Genomic DNA, 17,820 nt, shown 5'->3' with positions numbered 1-17,820 from the left:
TCCCCAAATAAGTGAGTGATTCGTTGGGTTGAGATACACGAGCCAAGAACAAGATGAACAAACCTTCTTCACGATCCCTATCGCCCGAAGATTGACAGCAATTCACATGCTTTGTGTACTCACCGATTCATATGTCTTCCACGGATCAAACGTGTGCTCGATGTGGCAATCAAATTACGGATGATGGCTCGCACGTCTGGTTGACGATTCAAGGTGTAAATCTTCAGGTATGAGCTCCTCGATTACGAACATGTGGTTTACGAGAGCTGCTATGAGGCTTACCGTGAATTCATTAATCAATCGCCATAACGAGAGAGCGAAATAATTAGGTTACTCTCCTCAATTTGACCACAACAGGTAGCGGACACGTAGAGGCCATCAGTTCTTCGGTCACGTCGTCGATGGGGACAACGTACTGGTGGTCTGCGGGATTCTCGTGGCTCTCGTTGGTAACTTCAACGAGTCCGGACATCGACGTCAAAGGAGATTAGAACATTGTGACCTGAACCTCAGTGTCGCTGCCTATCGCCGCTATTCGCGGTAGTTCCGTGGTCATGATGATTTCCTTCGGTGGGGCCGTCTGGCAGGCGGTCTGCGTGGGCGTGGGGATCCCCCTCGACGAACTCGTGGCCGTCTCGGTCACCGTTTTTGAACGCCGCGACGCGGGCCGTGAGATCACTGCAGTCGAGAATCTCCCGTTCGACCAACGACCGTTCGAGCGCGGTTAGCCATTGGCGGTAGTAGACCGCCTCCGGTTCGCCGTTCTCCCGGTCGGCGCTCACTTCCTCGACGAGACGGGTCTGGAACTCCTGCCACGTGAGGGTCTCATCGGCATGTTCGTCGGTGAGGGCAACCGCGAGGGCGAACGCACGGGCCTGCCACGGGGCGTCGAACGTCGGTGCGTCGACTCCGGGTTCAGGCGTGGAATCAGTCATACGAGCCGCTCCACCCCTAACATGGCGTTGCGCGTCACGAGGTCCCGGAGTTCGGTCTCGCTCAGCCGATCGGTTCCGGGTGGGCGTTGGGGTAACACCATATACCGAATCTCGGAGTTACTGTCCCATACTTCCAACTCGACATCGTCGGGAATCTCGGTGTCGAACTCCTCGCGGAGCAGCGTCCGAGGTTCGTCGACGGCCCGCGAGCGGTAAGCTGGCGATTTGTACCAGGTCGGCGGGAGTCCGAGGATCGCCCACGGATAGCACGAACAGAGCGTACACACCACGAGATTGTGCGTCTTGGGTGTGTTCTCGACGACTCGCAGTTCCATCACCTCGTCGCTGACCTCCACGTCAAGTTGGGCCACTGCCTCGATTCCGGTTTTGAGGAGGCGCTCTTTGAACTCAGGGTCGGTCCAAGCCCGCGCGACTACTTTCGCGCCGATCAACGGCCCGACCTCCTCCTCATAAGTGGAAATCACGTCGTCTACGGCATCGGCGCTCAACAAACCCTTCTCGGTCAGCAGTGATTGGAGTGCCCTGGCTCTGGCCTCGGGGTCGTAGTCACGAAGGTCGTTCGTCTCGGTGATGGAATTAGATGTGTCGGTCATGGTTCTATAAGGTAGCTTTCCCAGAGTTCGATGTGGACGGCGTCGGCATCGGTGTGGTCGGCACCCCAGAGGTCGGCGGCGTCGAATTTGACGTTGTAGAGTGGTTCCGTGCGGTCCTCGCCGTGGGCACTCGCGTCCGGCAGGACGTGAGTGCCCCGGTGGGCATGAATCGTTCCCCGGACGCCACGAATGTACCTCGGACACCGGGTGTGGCCCTTAGAATGGTTATTGTGGACCTCGACCTCGTCACCAGGTTCAAAAACGGGGTCTTCCGGTTCGCGTTCAGATTGGTAGACCTCAGCGACTCCCTCAGTGAGCTCGTCCAGCGACGGACCGGGTTCCTCGGAGATCTCGGCCTCCCCACGCTCGAACGCTGCTGCTCGGTCTGCGAGTTCGTCACGGTCGACGACGCCAGCGTCGAGGAGAAGCGACTCAATGCCTGTGAGCCAGCGCTCGTAGTACGGCTTCTCCAGATAAAATTCGGGGTTGTGCTGTTCGAGCGCGTAGCGGAACTCGTCCAGATTGAACGCACCACTGGCGATACCGGCGACGAACAGCGCGTAGACGCGTCCCTCCCAGTCTTGGTGAAACGGCGACGCATCGTCGGATTCGTCCGGTGGGAGGTCGTCGAACCCGTCCATCCCACCGAGGTCGTGGATACCGTCCATAACCCCTCCTCGATGTCAGTGGAGAAAATCCTTATCCAATCGGTAACAGGAACCATTTACACCGATACCTCATCACGACAATTACTCCTCCGTTTCGTCACTTACTAACTCATCCACCGACGGTTCAATCGGAATCCCAACGCGTTCGCCCAGCTCGTGCTCGAAAACCTGATCGAGGCACCATTCTCGCCATTCGATAGCTACCTCGACCTCCGCGGCCTCAAGACGCTCCGCGCGGATGGCGTTACCAATTCGGCGATGTGAACCGCTTGCAGTACTGCGTTGTGTCGAGGGTGTCCGTCCAGCGGGCAAACGTTCGTCCGTGGTCTGCCTCGCCGAACTCGTGATACTGCCATGCATGGATCAACTCGTGGCGCACCGTCGAACTGAATTGCTCCCAGGTCTGTAAGTCGTAGGCGTCCCACGTCAGCGAGATCGTAATCTTATCCGTCGCAGGGTTGTATTTGGTTGCGCCTGCCGTTCGTTGCACGCAATGTGAGACCGTCCAGTCAATCACATCGACCGGCAAAGATGGGAAATGTTCGGCGGCGAGTCGCTCCGCCGCATGAGCTTGCGCTCGGTCGAGCAGGTCGCGCTCAGTCGTCGGTGTATCGTCTTCGCGTTCGGTCGAACCAGCCGCACATTCGGTCAGCGTTCGCTGGGCGGCCACATCGGAAAGTTTCGTTTGGCGTGACATAAATGAGGAGAGTAGGAGGGTTAGCAGCAGTCGGTGAGTGCGCCCTTCCGGGTGGCTTCCGCGCCACAGTCCTCACACTTTCAGTATTTGTGATCGACGTTGCCATACTTGCTGTAGCCAGTGAATGGGTCACTGATACACTCGTCGTCCGATGGGAACGCCTCAGGGGTGCCGTCGTCGGTTGCAGTTTCGACGGCAGTCATGTGCTTGCAGAAGGCGCTCCGATTAACGTGGTGCAGGCAGGTGTAGGCTATTAACTCGTTAATTACATTGTCGAAAGAAACCGATGGAGAATGGGGTTTTTGCTTGCATAGTGTGATGATAGAGATGTATGGGAGAACATACCGTATATGCAGAATGGGATCGTCTCTCGATACCGTATATGCAGAATGGGATCGTCTCTCGACTGTTCGGGTTCATACTCCTGGGATCGAGGTATGGGCTGGAACGCTCGACTATGAAACAAACCTCTTCGAACAGATGATTCCTCCAGAGCGAGCCCGTGCAGAACATGAGAAAATAATTTCATGTCTTAAGGATACATGTGTGGAAGTACACCAGCTCGCAGATGATCTCGAAACGGCGGGTGTTCTTGACGATCTGATCCGTGAGTCTATCTCGGAAATAGACGCCAACTCGTCAGCGGATGTAGAGATTATTATTGAGACATTCAACTCCAGAGAGAAACTTCACCTTGCCTTAGCACAAGTGTCGATGCGACAACCGAAGGAGGAAATAAGTTCAACATCATTGACAATCGATCAGCCCCTTTCAAATATGTATTTTCAGCGGGATACAACGATTCTAGGGGATAAAGGGCCCATTCTGTGTAATATGTTTGAGCCAGTACGGCAACGTGAAGTCCCAATCGTCCGCGATGCGTGGGAGGGAATTGGAGCCGATATCATCTACGAAATGGATATGCATGTTGAAGGTGGAGAATTCCTTCCAGCTGGTGAGTTTGCACTCCTCGGAGTTTCCGCGAACCTTGACGGGAAAGAACACGTAATCCGAACAAGTTATGCAGCCGGTCAAGAGTTGATGGACAGTGGTGCAATTGAGTACGATGAATTTGTGCTTGTCCGTGCACCCCTGCAGGCCGATCGGGAGTTCCGAAAAGAACATGATACTGGCTCCCGGATAATGCACCTCTTAGGGTGGGTAAACATTGTCGCTGAAGATTTGATAGTTCTAGATGCAGATCTCGCACGTGCAGCCAACGTGGATGTCTATGAGAGACATGGGGACGAATACGCAAAGGAACATTCGAGTAACCTCTACGACTATCTGGCCGAAGAGAAAGGGTTCGAAATTGTCGATGTCTCCTGGTCCGAACGATGGCCCACAAACTTCCTCACCATTGAGAGCGAAACAATTCTGCCGCTCTATGAACCGGACGCTAACGGAGAGTATCGCTCCGAAAATAATCCGACAATAGAGAAACTGAAGGAACTCGGTGTAGAGATCCTGCCAGACGGGGCAGGAATTCCTCGAGACGCGTTGACGAACGGTGGGGGCGGTATCCATTGTATGACGACTCCCCTTTCGAGAGAATAGACAGAGTGACGTTAAGCGAGATAATTTGGATTTCCGGTCACAAGCAGTTTTTCTGTGGACCCTATCCCTCCTCTTGGGTAGACCTCTCTACGTCCGCACCCTGTGGAATATTCGGATCGAAGGTGCTGTTGGGAACATCGTTGACGCTCACATTCGTGTATGTTGTCGTGATGGTTTTGTCGCCGAGATAAACCGCGTTCGGGTCATCATCGGACTCATTCATCGGGTCATGTGCGCCTGGGTTTCTGAGTTCTGCCACACTTATATTTCTCATACTGTCGAGATGGGGCTTTTGTGCCGTTTGTTTCAGAACGAGTCCTGTTTCTGTATCGGCCCAGATGGTTTGCGCGTCGTAGTACGCAAGGTTCCCGCCATTTGGATTGCCGTCGAGGTGGATGACATCGGCTTGTCGACCGTTGACTATATCGGTCCCGTTGTACTGGATTGCGTTTTCTTTATTGATGGTTGGGAATGGGGCCTCGAAAAGACGATAGCTGCCCTTCTCTACCCGAGCATGTGGGAAGAAATGCTCCGAGTGACCCGTTGACTCTGTCCGTTCTTGAATCCGGTATTCATCCTCACTCGGGACGTATTGGATGGTCGCAGTCGCATTCTGGATCCAGAGACTCTTCGGTTCCGATGAATTGGGACTCCAGGATTCAACACGTGTAAGAACCCCGTTTTCGGAGAACTTGACGGCGACATTCCACTTCTGAACGTATGTGAGTTGACTCCCGTTCGAAAGCTGTGTAACCGTCGTTTCAGTTATGGTGGCCTGATAACTAGTGATCCTATCCTGTTTTGATCGGATACGTTCGAGGGCCTCCTTGGTTTGATCGCTAAGTGGGGGAATTTCTCCCATTGTCGGTGTTCCATTGACGCGTGTCGACTCGGATGTCGTTTGATCTGTCGGTGGGGTTTGATTCTGTTGGTCATTCTGAAGGGGTGTGCCGCCGAGGCATCCGCTGAGGACGACCATCAGCGTGATGATCGCGATGAATCCGAGCGTGAACAGCGCATGGTTCAGAATATAAGTTGTATGTTAAGTGTTTTGTGGTGCCAAGGACCGGTTAAAATAATATGACACACTCTCGAACATTGCTTGACTAGACACAAGATTCCCTACTTCCGGTTTTTCAGACGTATTCCTGATAATACAAATGAATGTATATAAGAAATCGAGATTAGTTCGGCAGTTCCTTCCGTCCCGTTTGCACGCACGGCCAGCACGGGAAACTATCGAGGCCGTCACAATCACAGTCTTCTGGTCCGGCATCGCCTTCATCCTCGGATGGGAAGGCCTCAAGCGTCTCGTCGTCGGTTGCGTTTTCGACTGCGGCCATATGCTTGCAGGAGGCATTGCGGTGGATGTGGTGCGGGCACGTACAAGCCATTGTTCTTTGGTCACATCGTCGATGGAGACTGTGTATCGGTGCTCTGCGGGGTTCTCGTGGCTCTCAGTGGTGACTTCGATGAGTCCGGAGGCATCGACATCGACGGAGAACTGTTCGGCCTGTGCGCGTTGCTGTGCCGTCTCGTCAGCGTCACGGGCTGTGGATGGGTTTGTACTCATGGTCTTTCGAGTCCATTAGGAAGACCGGTGCCGGGTGGTTCTAACCACCTGACACGTTTCCCCACAGACCAGGACGATCACAAGGACAAAATATCAGATATTAATTAGTTCTATCTTAATATTTGGATTACAAAATCGCTGTATTTTTCGAATACAAATACATTCGATCTAGATTCCGAACTTCACCAACTCCGTAAACGAAATCCTCGGATTACCAACGTATAAGAAAGTAAGATTGCTTTCAATTTCTAATTGTACGATGTCACTCGGGTAGTCACTGACACTGACGGAAATGCACAGCAGCCGAAGTTAGTAGATACAAATATTTTCCGCCATCATACTTTTTATCTGTCGATGATTGATCAAGTAAAGTAGGCTATAATTATATTGTCTTTGAGAATCTTCTTTATACAGAGCCGTGTGAAATGCGGTTCAGAGGAAACCAATGAATCTCAATGAATTTGTCAACACTCATGCACCGCAAGATCAGGGAAAAACTTTCGACTTAGAGAATTCAAAACTGCTCGATGTATCGATGGACGGGACCATCATGGCAAAAGCAGGAACCATGGTGGGTTATACTGGTGACATCTCATTCGAACGGAAATCAACCGGTGGGCTGAAAGGCATGTTGAAGAAGAAAGCCACTGGGGAGGGAGGCGTAATGATGCAAGCCACAGGAATAGGGCATCTGTACTTAGCTGACCAGGGCAAAGAGGTACAAATTTTGGAACTGAACGAGGAAGACGAAATCAGCGTCAATGGGAACGATGTACTGGCTTTTGATGAGAGTGTAAGTTGGGATATTAAGATGATGAAAAGTATTGCTGGTACCTCTACAGGTGGGTTGTTCAATGTGTTTCTTGAGGGACCAGGATACGTGGCCATCACCACCCATGGAAAGCCGCTTGTTATTCCAACACCTGTGAGTACGGATCCCAATGCGACTGTCGCTTGGAGCAGTAATGTGTCACCAAGCTCGAAGCGAGACCTCAATCTCAAGAGTTTCTTTGGACGCTCCTCCGGAGAAACATATCAGCTTCACTTCGCCGAGGAAGGTGGATTCGTCATCGTTCAGCCGTACGAAGAACTGCAGCCTGAGCAATAATGCAAAAGTGAGGATGCTTTTCCTCTCTAATTATTAGAAACACGATACTCGCGGTCAGTACGCAGAGGAAACGACTGACGACGATATTCTGACGGCGATGCGCGAGTCGGAGTTTCCGGCGGTGACCGCTCGCTGGGTGGCAGATACGCTTGGGATCGAGCGGCCGTCAGCCCATCGACGGCTTGAGGAGTTGCATGAGGAGGGAAGGTAGAGCACGGGAAGTTGAGTCCACGGGTTGTTATCTGATGGATTCCAGAGGACTAGTCGTTTGACTGGTAATAGCATGCGGTTCGTTCTCGTCGGTGAGTACGTCGGTTAGCATACGCGATACTTCTCGCACTCCCTGAAAGAGATAGACAACCTCGAACCGACATCCAATTATGGATGATAACTTTTATAAATTCACAGCAATATAATTTATAAATTAAACCTATAATAGTAGGGTATATGTCCGAGAAACCGGAGCGACCGACATCGAGGGAGCTCACATTCGACAGGCGGTCGTGTCTCAAAATCGCGAGTGGTTCGATTATCGCCAGTTCCGCGCTCGGAGGGACGGCGTCTCTGGCGACCGGGACGGCAGGTAAAATGGGGGTGACGGCCCAGCAAGCGAGCGTGACCGTCGATGACTTCCAGTTCGCTCACGTGTACGACGTCGTTGACGACCTCGGGATGGATCCGACCGGGCAAGAACCCATCGACGGAATTCTTGACAAGCACATCGCGAGCAACACGAAGTTAGAGTTCCCGCAGGGCGAGTACCGAATCACCGACCTCACCTTCGACTTCGGAAACGGCCTCCACGACTTCGGGATGGTCGGTGTTGAACCCGGCGCGACTATTATCCTCGACACGGCAGACGACGTCACGCCGAGCGAAGGGGCGTACTGGTTGTCGCTCGGCGGGAAGGGGTCGACGAACCTCCTCTACCAGGGACTCCGGCATGACGTTGGCAGCGCGTCGGAAGCGCCCAGGATGCAGTTGATCGTCGATGATGGACTGCTCGTTCGAGACGTGCTCCACCGCGGATCCCACGATGGATCTCAAGGGCCGTTCCTCTTCGGCGTTCGAACGGAGACCGGTTCAGGGCGAGTGCAGAATCTTCGGGCTCCGGACGGCGCTCCCGACGGAAGCGGGGCGGTCGGCCTCTTCGTCGAAATGAACACGACCGGCGACCTGATGTTCCGCAACTGCCGACTTGCGGGATTCCCCAACAACGGCCTCTACCAGTCGAGCAAAAGCACCGGAACCGTCCGGGTCGTCGGCGGACAGTACCGGAACAACAATATTTCGAACGTTCGTCTCGCGGGCCCCGGCGGCGTCGTCAAGGACTGTTGCGTCATCGTCGACGACCCCCACTCCGACCCCTCATTCCCGACGAACATGCGAGGAATCTGGCTGCTCGGTCGGGGGAGCACCGTCAACAACTGCGACGTGTCCCTGACGGCCGACACCGTAAGCGACGGTGCCATCGTCGTCGCTGGCACCGGAACGCACGCGATTCGGAACTCCCGGATCGAAGTCGACACCAACGACACCGCCGCCATGTACGCGTCGAAACCGGATACGACACCCTCGCCGATTCGCTGTTCCAACGTGCAAGTTACAGGCGACGCCGCTCACACGAGGAATGGCTATCCCGGCAGCGCCGCCCTCCGCACTTTCGGTCGACCGAAGTCCGTCTTTGAGTCCTGTTGCGTCGACCAGACGAGGGCGGATCGCGATGGCGTCCTTCTCCAATACTCCAATCGTAGTCGTGTCGCAAACTGCACCTTCGACGTAACCGGCGACCCTATCATCCTTGACCACTCCAGCAGCGTCACTCGCTCCCAGAACACAACCAGTTCGGCAACCTGTTCGTTGCCCTCGTGTGGCTACTCCCCGACGACGGTCGTCGACAACTTCGAGGACAGCACCCTCTCGGAGTATGCGTTCGACCGCGGCGCATCCGGCGCGAGCGTCATCTCCTCCTCAGCAGGACAGGGGACGAACGCGCTCTCCCTCGCCGGCACGAATACGGAGATGATAAGCACGGACGGACTTTCGACCTATCCGTCCGCGGGCGACACGATCCGGTACTGGATCCGCGGCGACGGGGGCGTCGCCGACTTGAACCTCTCGTACGGGGTTCAGGGGCACGACGACCGCTACTTCGTGCGGGTGGACGTCGCCAACGACGACCTCATGCTGTTCCGATATGAGGATGCGAAGAGCCACAAACTCGACTCCTGCTCGGGCGGATACTCCCTCTCACAGGGCGCATGGTACGAGGTCGTCGTCGATTGGAGCAAAGACGGAAACCACATGGCGACGCTCAGAGACACCGACGGGAGCACCGTCGCGCGCGTTTCAGGGTTCGATTCAACTTGGTCGGATGGGGGCGTCGGCTATGACGCGTACCTCGACTGCAGGGAGTACGTCCTTGTCGACGGCGTCGCGCTGAAGTGAGACTGATCAGGCGGTGAGGCGCCTCAGGGTTCGACGTCAAGGAGAATCACACGGCGATGAGCGTCGTCTTCGCCATTGTTTGAGGGGAAGGCCTCAAGCGTCCCATCGTCAGTTGCGTTCTCGACGGCAGTCATGTGCTTGCAGACGGCGTCACGGTGGACGTGATGCGGGTACGTACAACCGATTGCATCACCCGTCACGTCGTCCAGCGTGACGACGTAGTGGTGCTCAGCGGGGTTGTCGTGGCTCTCGGTGGTCATTCTCAGGGCGATCAGGGAGTCAGAGTTTCCGGCTATGACTGCTCGCTGGGAGGCAGATACGCTTGAGATTGAGCGGTCATCCGCTCATCGACGGCTTGAGGAGTTGCATGAAGAGGGAGAGGTTGAGCGGGGAAGTTGAGTCCGCGGGTTAGTATCTGGCGGATTCCGGAGAGATAGGTACAATATATACCCACCCACCCATAACACTCTCCCAGAGAGATAATTACTATCGTTCCTGAAACAGCGGTAAGTCGGTAGACTTGGTTCTCACTGTAGCCCTGACCGGAAGATCGTGAGAACCACGACAGACCAGAGAATGAGTTCAATCCCATAGAAAATGAGAACAGCACGAGTACTGAAACTCCCCATAGACGGTTGCAACTGCATATCTTCAGTCATCCACTGAGCCCCGCATCTTCGGCTCCCTCGACCGCAGATGCACTTACTGGTCCACTCGCAGCACCACCAAGGACTATCAACACAATCCCCGCTCCCATACCAGCTAACATATAGAAGCCAGAATGAGTTACAAGGTACAGACTGCCCACTGTGAGACCTCCTGCAACAATAGTGTAGAGGATTGTCGCCCGAGCAATCCTTCGAGTGCTCATTATCCGGAAATGTCACTCCACGGGTATTATTCTTGGAATTGGTAATTGAAAGAGAAGCCCGCTCAAGTCAAAGCTCGCTGGATGAGGAGAATATTGGAGGCACTCCACAGACGCTTATATGGCTACAAGCAATAAATCGCCTACAACCGAGTAAATCACGGAAAATTACCTCACTGGCGTCTCACGTTCTACGTAGGTTATAAAACCAATCAATTATCTTGAAACAGGCTTAACCTTCAAGTTTGACGTCTAAAGTATTCCCTTGTACTGGTCTGTTGCACTCTTGATAGACTTTAAGACGGCAGAGAGGAGAAAGAAAGAAGCATTACTACAGCAAAGATACAGGAGGCAAAGGAGACGCCAATCAACAACGAGACGCTTCGCGAACAATGGTACACGGATCTCACAAGATGGCTCACAGAAATCGCTCGAGTGAAACACGCTGGACGCACCTTCGTCACTGAACTTAGGCGTGGCAACTACAAGTACGAGGAGACCGAGACAGAGACAGCCTTCGATGGCTTACACTCGAACATCCACAATGCACTCGAAGCGTTCGACGACCTCCCAACAAAGGTGAAAGTCATCATCATCGAAGATCTCGACGACACGCTGCTCACAGTCATCGGGAGCGACTAACGACCGTAACCGTAGATATTGGTCGCATGCGTAGAATAGCGGCAGCCTTCGGCTAGCTACGCTGCTAGTACCTCTCAACTGAGCAATCTCCGAGTTTCACGCACACGTTTATGCTGTTGTACCGGCGAAACAGAGCATGGAAATCCCCGATGAGTTACTCTGCCTGTTCAGCGAACGCATCGAGGAACAAGAAGAGACCTACACGATCACAGTCCCGAAAGAGGAGCTAACGGACGGTGCCATCCAAGAAAATAGCACTTACCGCGTGGCTCTGCTTAGATCCGCGTCAAATGGAACAGATGGTGCAGTGTCAGACCAACTCCACGACGATCCTGCGCCGCCTGTCGAGGAAGGCGAGCGTCGGCGTGTTGAAATCGAAGGTATTGGCGACCAAGGTGATGGGATTGCACGTGTTGAGCGTGGCTACATCATTATCGTTCCTGAGACAGAACAATACGAACGGGTAACTATTGAAATTACGGACGTGACACCGACTGTCGCTTTTGCCGAAGTCGTCGACCGGGAGATGTATTACGAGTAGTTGGTGATCAGTTGGTTCAACTGGTATCAAGCGCGATTACCCGGTGATCGAATTCGTGTAGCTCTACTGTGGCCATTGACAATGCAGAAAGCAGAGAGTTGCTCTCTCGACATGAGTGATATCACTTTTCGGATACCACCATGACTGAGGTCACCACATTTTCAGTGAACCATGCGTTTGAAGCAGCCAGAGACTCTCACAAACGAGTGATATCACAATTGTCGCTCTTGTTCTCGTCCACGTAATTCCAGCCAAACGTCTGGTGGACATACCAGAATACGTCACACACACCGTCTAGTCACACGAAGACGTGCATAACAAGAAATCACGCGAAGAACGGCGCAATCGCGCCGTTCCGGACGACTTTGAGTCGTCCGTCACTGCAATGGCTGTTCTACGGAAGTATAGGATACATAGCTACATAAAATTTTTTGCGGTAATGGGTTAATAACATCTAGGTAGTAATTTTCGTCATTATCATACCGAAGAGGTGGCGTGATCTCGTCGCATAGCACGACGTTCTCCTCCCTCGGACACTGTTGTTCGAAATATCCCGACGACGAGAAGAGAGCAGATTGCGATATCACTCTCTCTAACGCCACTTGAGTCCAATAAACACGACTGTTAATCGAGATAGTCATGGGCGAAAAATAGGATCAATATTGCGAGTATTATGGCACATACTTTCTCTCATCCCAGCTAATTTTTCCGACTGTATCCGTGAAATTGCTAATGCATCAAAACGATCCTCGTATTGAGGGCGAGATTGGACTTATGACCCGAGGCAAAACAATCCCTTGCTAATTCATGCAATTCTCTTACCCAACTATTTTTCTTATTGTTTATTGTCGAAGGTGGGTGTTCATTCACTGGAGCACCTCTGTCAATACCTTCGACAAATCCCGTTCAGTCGCGTGCCAGCACTAAGCGGGTGATTTCTACCCCGTTTCTAAAGTATATCCCATCTCAGCAAGGAGTAATTGCTGACTCCCGCATAATCGAGAGATTACCCTGGGATGCCTAACAAAGCGATGTCATAGCTCGCGATTTTGCTCACTGATGTGAGAAGGACTACCTCGAACTGCCATGCTGTTCTGGCGCTGAAGTCATCTGTACTATCGAGATACAGTCCAAGCTGAGCACCCGTATCGTCATAGACTCGTACACGAACCTCGGCATATGTGAGAAGATCCCGACCTGTATTGCTGACAGTGCCCTGTACCGTTGGTCCTTTGTAGCTGTCTTTGACAACGAACTCGTGGGTGTCGAGTGTAAGCGAGTCAATCGGACTAGCATTCTCATCCGGATCTTGTTGAGCGACCGCTTCTGCTGCGACCATCTCTTTTGCCGTCCGGGGTTTGCCGGCGGTATTGTTTACTTTACTACGCGTATACTGTGGATCATCATTCGTGCTGGCACAACCACTAAGGACGATTGTTGCCCCCATTCCTACTGAAGTTAGAAAGCGACGGCGAGAAAATCGCTCAAAGTGAATACTCACTCGTGACTCGCCCCACTGCTGCGTTCACTGTTGGTCATTGTGCCCGAATAAAGGAAGGGCTCACATTTCAAAATAACTTTTCAAGCGACAGACAATCGCATTTCGGCTTGGAAGCGTCCGACTTGACGATAGGATCGATTGAGGCTTCATCTTATGCCAACGTTCTTTATTCCGCCGTATTATTTTCATAACCTGAATTCTACCGGAAACGATAAAACGACAGAGCCGACTGGCACGGATATCGCTCAACGGCCAAAGTCACGAAATCAATTTATAGATTGGATATTAGTCGAGGGAAATAGAATCGTCATCACAGTCGGTAGTTCAGCAATTATTTTCGTGCTGTTGCTCATCTTCTCTCGTCTTGGTGTGATCGCATTCACAAATGAGGATTCGATCACAAGGATGGCGAGCGGGATGATCGCTGGCACGTTTTCCCTTGTTACCCTCGTTGTCTCAGTCAACCAGCTCATTCTCTCACAGGAGTTCTCCCAGGCGGGTGATTTCCGCGACCGCCTCGAAGGAGAGATACAATTTCGGCAGGACGTAGAGGATGTCGCCAGTGTACCGGCAGCCCCAGCAGAGCCCTCCCGACTCCTCAAATTACTTGCCACAGCTCTCCAACACTAGGCAACCGTTCCTGCCGATTCTGTCCTGTTTGTGTCGATCAGCCCGAGAGTAACTACAATAGCACCCCGAAACCCGTGGTTAAGATAACGAACAACCGGAGTATTTTGGCGCTACAGATGCGGGATTCTATCTTTCCTTTCACTTTCAGGCACCACATAACAATACCTATGGCGGCCCTTGAGACAATTGCGAGCGTCGCACTGAACTTGGTGCCCCCTACGGTGGACGCTCGAGCACAGCAAGAGCACGTCGCGTTACGACTGGTTCAATAGTCATGGTTGGCGTGGGACGCCCGCCGCTTCCCGCGCTTTTGCTTTCCGGGGGGTTCCGGGCGAGAACGGGTTGCTTGTTGGTAGAAGCACCATCGATGCTTCAACTCGTGTCGTCGATGGCGGCCACCGCAAACGATGTGGCCCCGGTGGTTCGATTCCACCCCCGTTCGTTTCAACAGCAAACGCGACACAGTCGCAACCGCAAACGAAGCAGAAAACTCAAACAGCTATTATAGGGACATAGCTGCCCTTTCCGAACCATTGAATAGCAACATCGCTCTTCTTGATATCTTTGGGAATCGTATAGGCAAGATATTCCGTTAGGTGACGACCAACCACGTTCGATTATCCACGTTATAGGTGACTTTCAGAAGACGACTGATCGTTGGTAGTCTACCTCAATCATGAACATTTATTAGATTGTTCCTCAATATACCACAAGTAATTTATACACAACTGCCATACGTCGCAGTACATTCTGTGGAACTCAAATCATACAATCCCGTGAGAGTTGCTCTCCTTCAGGTAGGCCATCTACTGGTTGCGCTGAACCTGATCGATAAGCAGCGGGTCTACCATACTACGCGACTTGCATGGCCGCGAATTATCACCGGTGTTGCCCGAATGTCGAAATCAGCAGCGGATATTGCAATGGTCGGGCTGGCAGTGGGTCCTGCAGCAATTGCAGGTATCGGCTTTGCATCGCCGTTCTGGGGGCTCGCCTTTTCATTTGGTGGTGGGATCGCTGACGGAGCAATCGGACTTATCTCACAACGGTTTAGTACGGACCGATATGACGAACTTAACCGCATCGTCAAAACGAGCACGTTTTTAGCGATTGCTGTAACGATACCGCTGGCACTCCTCCTTTGGTTCCTCTCTCACACTCTGATTTCACTTGTTGGTTCCGATAGCCTTGCAATCGAATATGGAACGGCCTATCTCCAAGTTATTGCGCTTGGGATCCCCTTCGCCGCAGTGAACCTGATTGGAAGCCGAACGCTAGTCGGTGCTGATAACGCACGGATTCCGATGCTCCTCCGTGCTGGTGGCGCAGTGGTGAACATTAGCATCAATGCTGTTCTTATCTTTGGTCTTGGCTTCGGAGTTCTTGGTGCAGCGATCGGGACGGTTATCAGCACGGTCCTCGTGACGATTCTCTTTGCCTGGGGATTCATAGCTGGAAGCCTTCCACTGGTCGGAGCGTTCCCTGTGACGATTACCCTCGATGGCCCGCATGTCGATCAGCCGCTCATGCACCAAATTACAGAGATTGGAACACCGCTCGTTCTCACGAACCTTGCTCGAACCGGAGGTCAACTCCCCTTAATCGCCATTGTTGGCCTCTTCGGCCCAAACGTAGTTGCCGCATTTGTCATCGCACTTCGAATTCGAGCACTCATGGATACACCTGGCTGGGGATTGAGTCTTGCTTCGAGCAGCCTTGTTGGACAAGCGCTTGGGACTGGTGCCGAACGGAAAGCCGAGGGGTACGCTAGGGACGTATTCCGATTTACTGTGTCTGTGTACGTGCTCATTGCAATCGTTGTTGCTTTCTTCTCGCATCCCATCAGTCGAGTGTTTGTCAGCGATCCAGCCGTCCTCCCAATTGTGATGAATTTGATCTACGCAACCTGTGTGAGCGTCATTTTCTATGGAGTGATCGGGAGCGCAACCGGTCCACTCCGTGCGGGCGGCGACACCCGGTGGCCATTCTACGGACAGACATTGGGGTTGTATCTCTTCGCACTACCCGTCGCGTACCTCGGTGCAACGACCTCCGTCGGGCTCATTGCCCTGTCACTCACATTAATCGTGGAAACTGGCATTCCAGCGATCATAACGTATTATCGCTTTGATGGGGGCCACTGGAAGAGAATCAGTCGTTCATATAGACCAACGACGGCAAACGACTAGCTTACCAGCTGATCACTGCATCAACGAACTCAAACAGCGGGTCGATGAACTCGAAGATTATCGTACGGAGGCGCGAAAACACATGCCCAGAACTGACAAAAGCTCAGTAGTCTCGAAAACACGACCGAGACCACGCAAACAGACATTGACGATCTCATCGACGCTGAAGAGAAGAATGCCCGAATTCGGGCGTCGGTGTCTCGACTGATCAATCTCGTTCGCGACTATGAGACTGAAGAGAGTGTTGATGACGACTCGCCGAATCTTGTTGCGGAAGCGTCCAAAGCGGGGCGGCAGCTATTCGAGACGGTGCAGCGGGTAGAACAGAATACAGAGCTCGTCAACTTCCGCGAGAAACGCGCAGAGAGCCAGCAGGTCGAGGACAAGTACCTGAATGTCCTCGAGCATGCCAAGAAGGTCGCTGAGGCGAATGACGTGATGGTTGCACGGTTAGGATATCGAGAGGTTGCGACGCATTATGGTTGTGCGTACAAGAACGATGGTTATCGCGTCATGGAAGAAATGGCCGAGCATGTGCCCGACGTGAGCTACAAGGAGTCCCGAACGCTGTCCGTTGACGATGCAATGGGTGTCGGCGGCCATCATATCGAAATCACGTTCGGGCATCCTGATCTGGCGGGGTGGATGCGAGCACATGAAACAAACGCGGAGATCACAAACGGAGGGCGCTGATTATAGCATTGTAATCACGGGGGTTCAGCGAACCCACATTTCGGCGACGCCACCATCCGAGATTCACACCGCACTGCCAGTGAACCATGGTGGTACTAGTGTGTTGGTTACGGTGGAGTGTATCTATTTCTGCGAAACGGAGGGGGTCGCGTGCGCGATCCCCTTCTCTTACAATATTGTAATCGACAATCCCCCAATTGCGACAGTCGAGGACGACATGATTAAGAACGTGTCGAAGTGTTCCACACTGACGAGTAGCAGCTGGATGTCATCCTCTAATCATCTGTTAGGAATGGTGTGCCAGATATAGAAGGTTTGTTTACCACACCGTCACTGGAACTGACAGTCCTACTCGTGCTTAGTTGGCAGTGTAACTGAAAATTAGATGCCATGATGTTCAACTGGTGAAATATTTCACTAGATAGGTACATGTTTGCAGGGAGCGTACTCCTGTAGTACTGAAGGGCAGATACAAGGCAGACAATCCATCGCCGAAGCAACGAGATGGAGACTCGCCATGGCATGGGACCTCAGACAATTGGTCCACCGCTTGGAAAGCGATCCTGCCTCTCAGAGCCAGGTGAAACTAATGCAGCAAGCAAAAAACGATATCCCAGTCAAGATTGACACACCGGACGCTGTGGCCCGCCAGCAGGTGGGGTTCGGCGACGCGAGCAACTACGGTGAACTCAGCGGGGAGTACTTCACGCTGAACGCCGGAACGGACGTCGCCCCGCTATTTGAGGGGTTAGAGGACGACCTCTGTCAGGCCCCCCACTGGGGGTACGTCCTAAAGGGCGCACTCACCGTTCGCTACACGGACGGAACAGAGGAAGTAGACGAGACGGGCACCCTCTTCTACTGGCCGCCAGGACACACGGTTAGGGCTGATGAAGATTCTGAAATCGTCATGTTCAGCCCGCAGGACGAACACACGGAGGTTATTGACCACATGTTGGCTAAAATGAGCGGAAGTACCTAGTAGAACGACTGATGGCTACTTCATCATTTCAACCGCTAGGTACAGAGGTCACGTGTCCGCAGTGCGAGCAGCCCGCGGATGTCCAAGTACTAGATCGAGACACCGAGTTGGTCGTGGGGTCGTACGTCGCGGCCTTCGGAGAATACAGCGTCGTCCACTGCTCCTAGGGGCACA

At 52.9% G+C, this 17,820-nt stretch carries 20 protein-coding genes and 1 pseudogene; 11 read left to right on the top strand and 10 right to left on the bottom strand.

All coding sequences use genetic code 11. From position 1 onward, the window contains the following. Nucleotides 1–509: 509 nt before the first annotated feature. The 5 genes from LIW51_RS32045 to LIW51_RS38835 form a co-directional block, all read right to left on the bottom strand. Nucleotides 510–935 (bottom strand): nitrile hydratase accessory protein, encoded by a 426-nt coding sequence (locus LIW51_RS32045; RefSeq protein ID WP_227379546.1) that lies wholly within the window; start codon nt 933–935, stop codon nt 510–512. After that, on the bottom strand, nt 932–1,549 hold the full coding sequence (nthA, locus tag LIW51_RS32040; protein WP_227379545.1) for a nitrile hydratase subunit alpha: 618 nt from the start codon (nt 1,547–1,549) through the stop codon (nt 932–934). Before nthA ends, LIW51_RS32045 begins: the two co-directional genes overlap by 4 nt. Next, the gene (gene nthB / locus LIW51_RS32035) at nt 1,546–2,217 is read right to left on the bottom strand and encodes a nitrile hydratase subunit beta (RefSeq protein ID WP_227379544.1); all 672 of its coding nucleotides are present in this window, start codon (nt 2,215–2,217) and stop codon (nt 1,546–1,548) included. Before nthB ends, nthA begins: the two co-directional genes overlap by 4 nt. A gap of 244 nt (nt 2,218–2,461) precedes the next feature. Further along, nucleotides 2,462–2,887 (bottom strand): SprT-like domain-containing protein, encoded by a 426-nt coding sequence (locus tag LIW51_RS32030; RefSeq protein ID WP_227379543.1) that lies wholly within the window; start codon nt 2,885–2,887, stop codon nt 2,462–2,464. 107 nt (nt 2,888–2,994) lie between these two features. After that, nucleotides 2,995–3,117: a hypothetical protein gene (locus tag LIW51_RS38835; RefSeq protein WP_255767643.1), complete on the bottom strand. Its 123-nt coding sequence runs from the start codon at nt 3,115–3,117 to the stop codon at nt 2,995–2,997. Between the two features lie 154 nt (nt 3,118–3,271). Here LIW51_RS38835 and LIW51_RS32025 point away from each other — a divergent pair, with 154 nt between their 5' ends. After that, complete coding sequence (locus LIW51_RS32025; protein WP_227379542.1) at nt 3,272–4,471, top strand: arginine deiminase family protein; 1,200 nt, start codon at nt 3,272–3,274, stop codon at nt 4,469–4,471. A 61-nt stretch (nt 4,472–4,532) separates the two neighbouring features. On the opposite strand, the gene LIW51_RS32020 is transcribed toward LIW51_RS32025, so the two are convergent. Continuing rightward, nucleotides 4,533–5,333 carry a hypothetical protein gene (locus tag LIW51_RS32020; RefSeq protein ID WP_227379541.1) on the bottom strand — a complete coding sequence of 267 codons (801 nt, stop codon included), beginning with the start codon at nt 5,331–5,333 and terminating at the stop codon, nt 4,533–4,535. 322 nt (nt 5,334–5,655) lie between these two features. Next, nucleotides 5,656–5,865 carry an SWIM zinc finger family protein gene (locus LIW51_RS32015; RefSeq protein ID WP_227379540.1) on the bottom strand — a complete coding sequence of 70 codons (210 nt, stop codon included), beginning with the start codon at nt 5,863–5,865 and terminating at the stop codon, nt 5,656–5,658. Between the two features lie 624 nt (nt 5,866–6,489). Between LIW51_RS32015 and LIW51_RS32010 the strand changes: the two genes are divergently transcribed. The 3 genes from LIW51_RS32010 (at nt 6,490) to LIW51_RS32005 (ending at nt 9,600) form a co-directional block, all read left to right on the top strand. Next, entirely contained in the window at nt 6,490–7,152 is a 663-nt protein-coding gene (locus LIW51_RS32010) for an AIM24 family protein (RefSeq protein WP_227379539.1), read from the top strand. 85 nt (nt 7,153–7,237) lie between these two features. Next, complete coding sequence (locus tag LIW51_RS40570) at nt 7,238–7,363, top strand: hypothetical protein (protein WP_497007420.1); 126 nt, start codon at nt 7,238–7,240, stop codon at nt 7,361–7,363. Nucleotides 7,364–7,599: 236 nt separating this feature from the next. Further along, entirely contained in the window at nt 7,600–9,600 is a 2,001-nt protein-coding gene (locus tag LIW51_RS32005) for a right-handed parallel beta-helix repeat-containing protein (RefSeq protein ID WP_227379538.1), read from the top strand. 23 nt (nt 9,601–9,623) lie between these two features. Here the strand turns inward: LIW51_RS32005 and LIW51_RS32000 are convergent, their stop codons facing one another. Both LIW51_RS32000 and LIW51_RS40565 read right to left on the bottom strand, forming a co-directional pair. Beyond that, a complete protein-coding gene (locus LIW51_RS32000; protein ID WP_227379537.1) occupies nt 9,624–9,860 on the bottom strand; it encodes an SWIM zinc finger family protein in 237 nt (78 codons plus the stop codon). A 267-nt stretch (nt 9,861–10,127) separates the two neighbouring features. Continuing rightward, nucleotides 10,128–10,471, bottom strand: a pseudogene (locus LIW51_RS40565) (DUF8070 family membrane protein). 432 nt (nt 10,472–10,903) lie between these two features. Between LIW51_RS40565 and LIW51_RS31995 the strand changes: the two are divergent. Both LIW51_RS31995 and LIW51_RS31990 read left to right on the top strand, forming a co-directional pair. Continuing rightward, nucleotides 10,904–11,110 carry a hypothetical protein gene (locus LIW51_RS31995; protein WP_227379536.1) on the top strand — a complete coding sequence of 69 codons (207 nt, stop codon included), beginning with the start codon at nt 10,904–10,906 and terminating at the stop codon, nt 11,108–11,110. A 136-nt stretch (nt 11,111–11,246) separates the two neighbouring features. After that, entirely contained in the window at nt 11,247–11,651 is a 405-nt protein-coding gene (locus LIW51_RS31990) for a TRAM domain-containing protein (protein ID WP_227379535.1), read from the top strand. Nucleotides 11,652–12,657: 1,006 nt separating this feature from the next. Here the strand turns inward: LIW51_RS31990 and LIW51_RS31985 are convergent. After that, on the bottom strand, nt 12,658–13,098 hold the full coding sequence (locus tag LIW51_RS31985) for an FxLYD domain-containing protein (RefSeq protein WP_227379534.1): 441 nt from the start codon (nt 13,096–13,098) through the stop codon (nt 12,658–12,660). Nucleotides 13,099–13,305: 207 nt separating this feature from the next. Here LIW51_RS31985 and LIW51_RS40560 point away from each other — a divergent pair, with 207 nt between their 5' ends. From LIW51_RS40560 to LIW51_RS31960, 5 genes are all read left to right on the top strand, one after another. Further along, a complete protein-coding gene (locus LIW51_RS40560; RefSeq protein WP_497007410.1) occupies nt 13,306–13,782 on the top strand; it encodes a DUF7972 family membrane protein in 477 nt (158 codons plus the stop codon). Nucleotides 13,783–14,534: 752 nt separating this feature from the next. Next, a complete protein-coding gene (locus LIW51_RS31975) occupies nt 14,535–15,971 on the top strand; it encodes an MATE family efflux transporter (RefSeq protein WP_227379532.1) in 1,437 nt (478 codons plus the stop codon). Nucleotides 15,972–16,166: 195 nt separating this feature from the next. Continuing rightward, entirely contained in the window at nt 16,167–16,664 is a 498-nt protein-coding gene (locus LIW51_RS31970) for a hypothetical protein (protein ID WP_227379531.1), read from the top strand. Nucleotides 16,665–17,253: 589 nt separating this feature from the next. Further along, on the top strand, nt 17,254–17,646 hold the full coding sequence (locus LIW51_RS31965) for a cupin domain-containing protein (protein ID WP_227379530.1): 393 nt from the start codon (nt 17,254–17,256) through the stop codon (nt 17,644–17,646). Between the two features lie 11 nt (nt 17,647–17,657). Further along, nucleotides 17,658–17,813, top strand: coding sequence for a hypothetical protein (locus LIW51_RS31960; RefSeq protein ID WP_227379529.1), 156 nt, complete (start codon nt 17,658–17,660; stop codon nt 17,811–17,813). Nucleotides 17,814–17,820 lie beyond the last annotated feature (7 nt).

The sequence above is a fragment of the Haladaptatus halobius genome, assembly GCF_020618475.1.
Taxonomy (GTDB): domain Archaea; phylum Halobacteriota; class Halobacteria; order Halobacteriales; family Haladaptataceae; genus Haladaptatus; species Haladaptatus halobius.
Note: the sequence above shows the minus strand (reverse complement) of the source record. Positions and strands in the feature narration are given on the sequence as shown.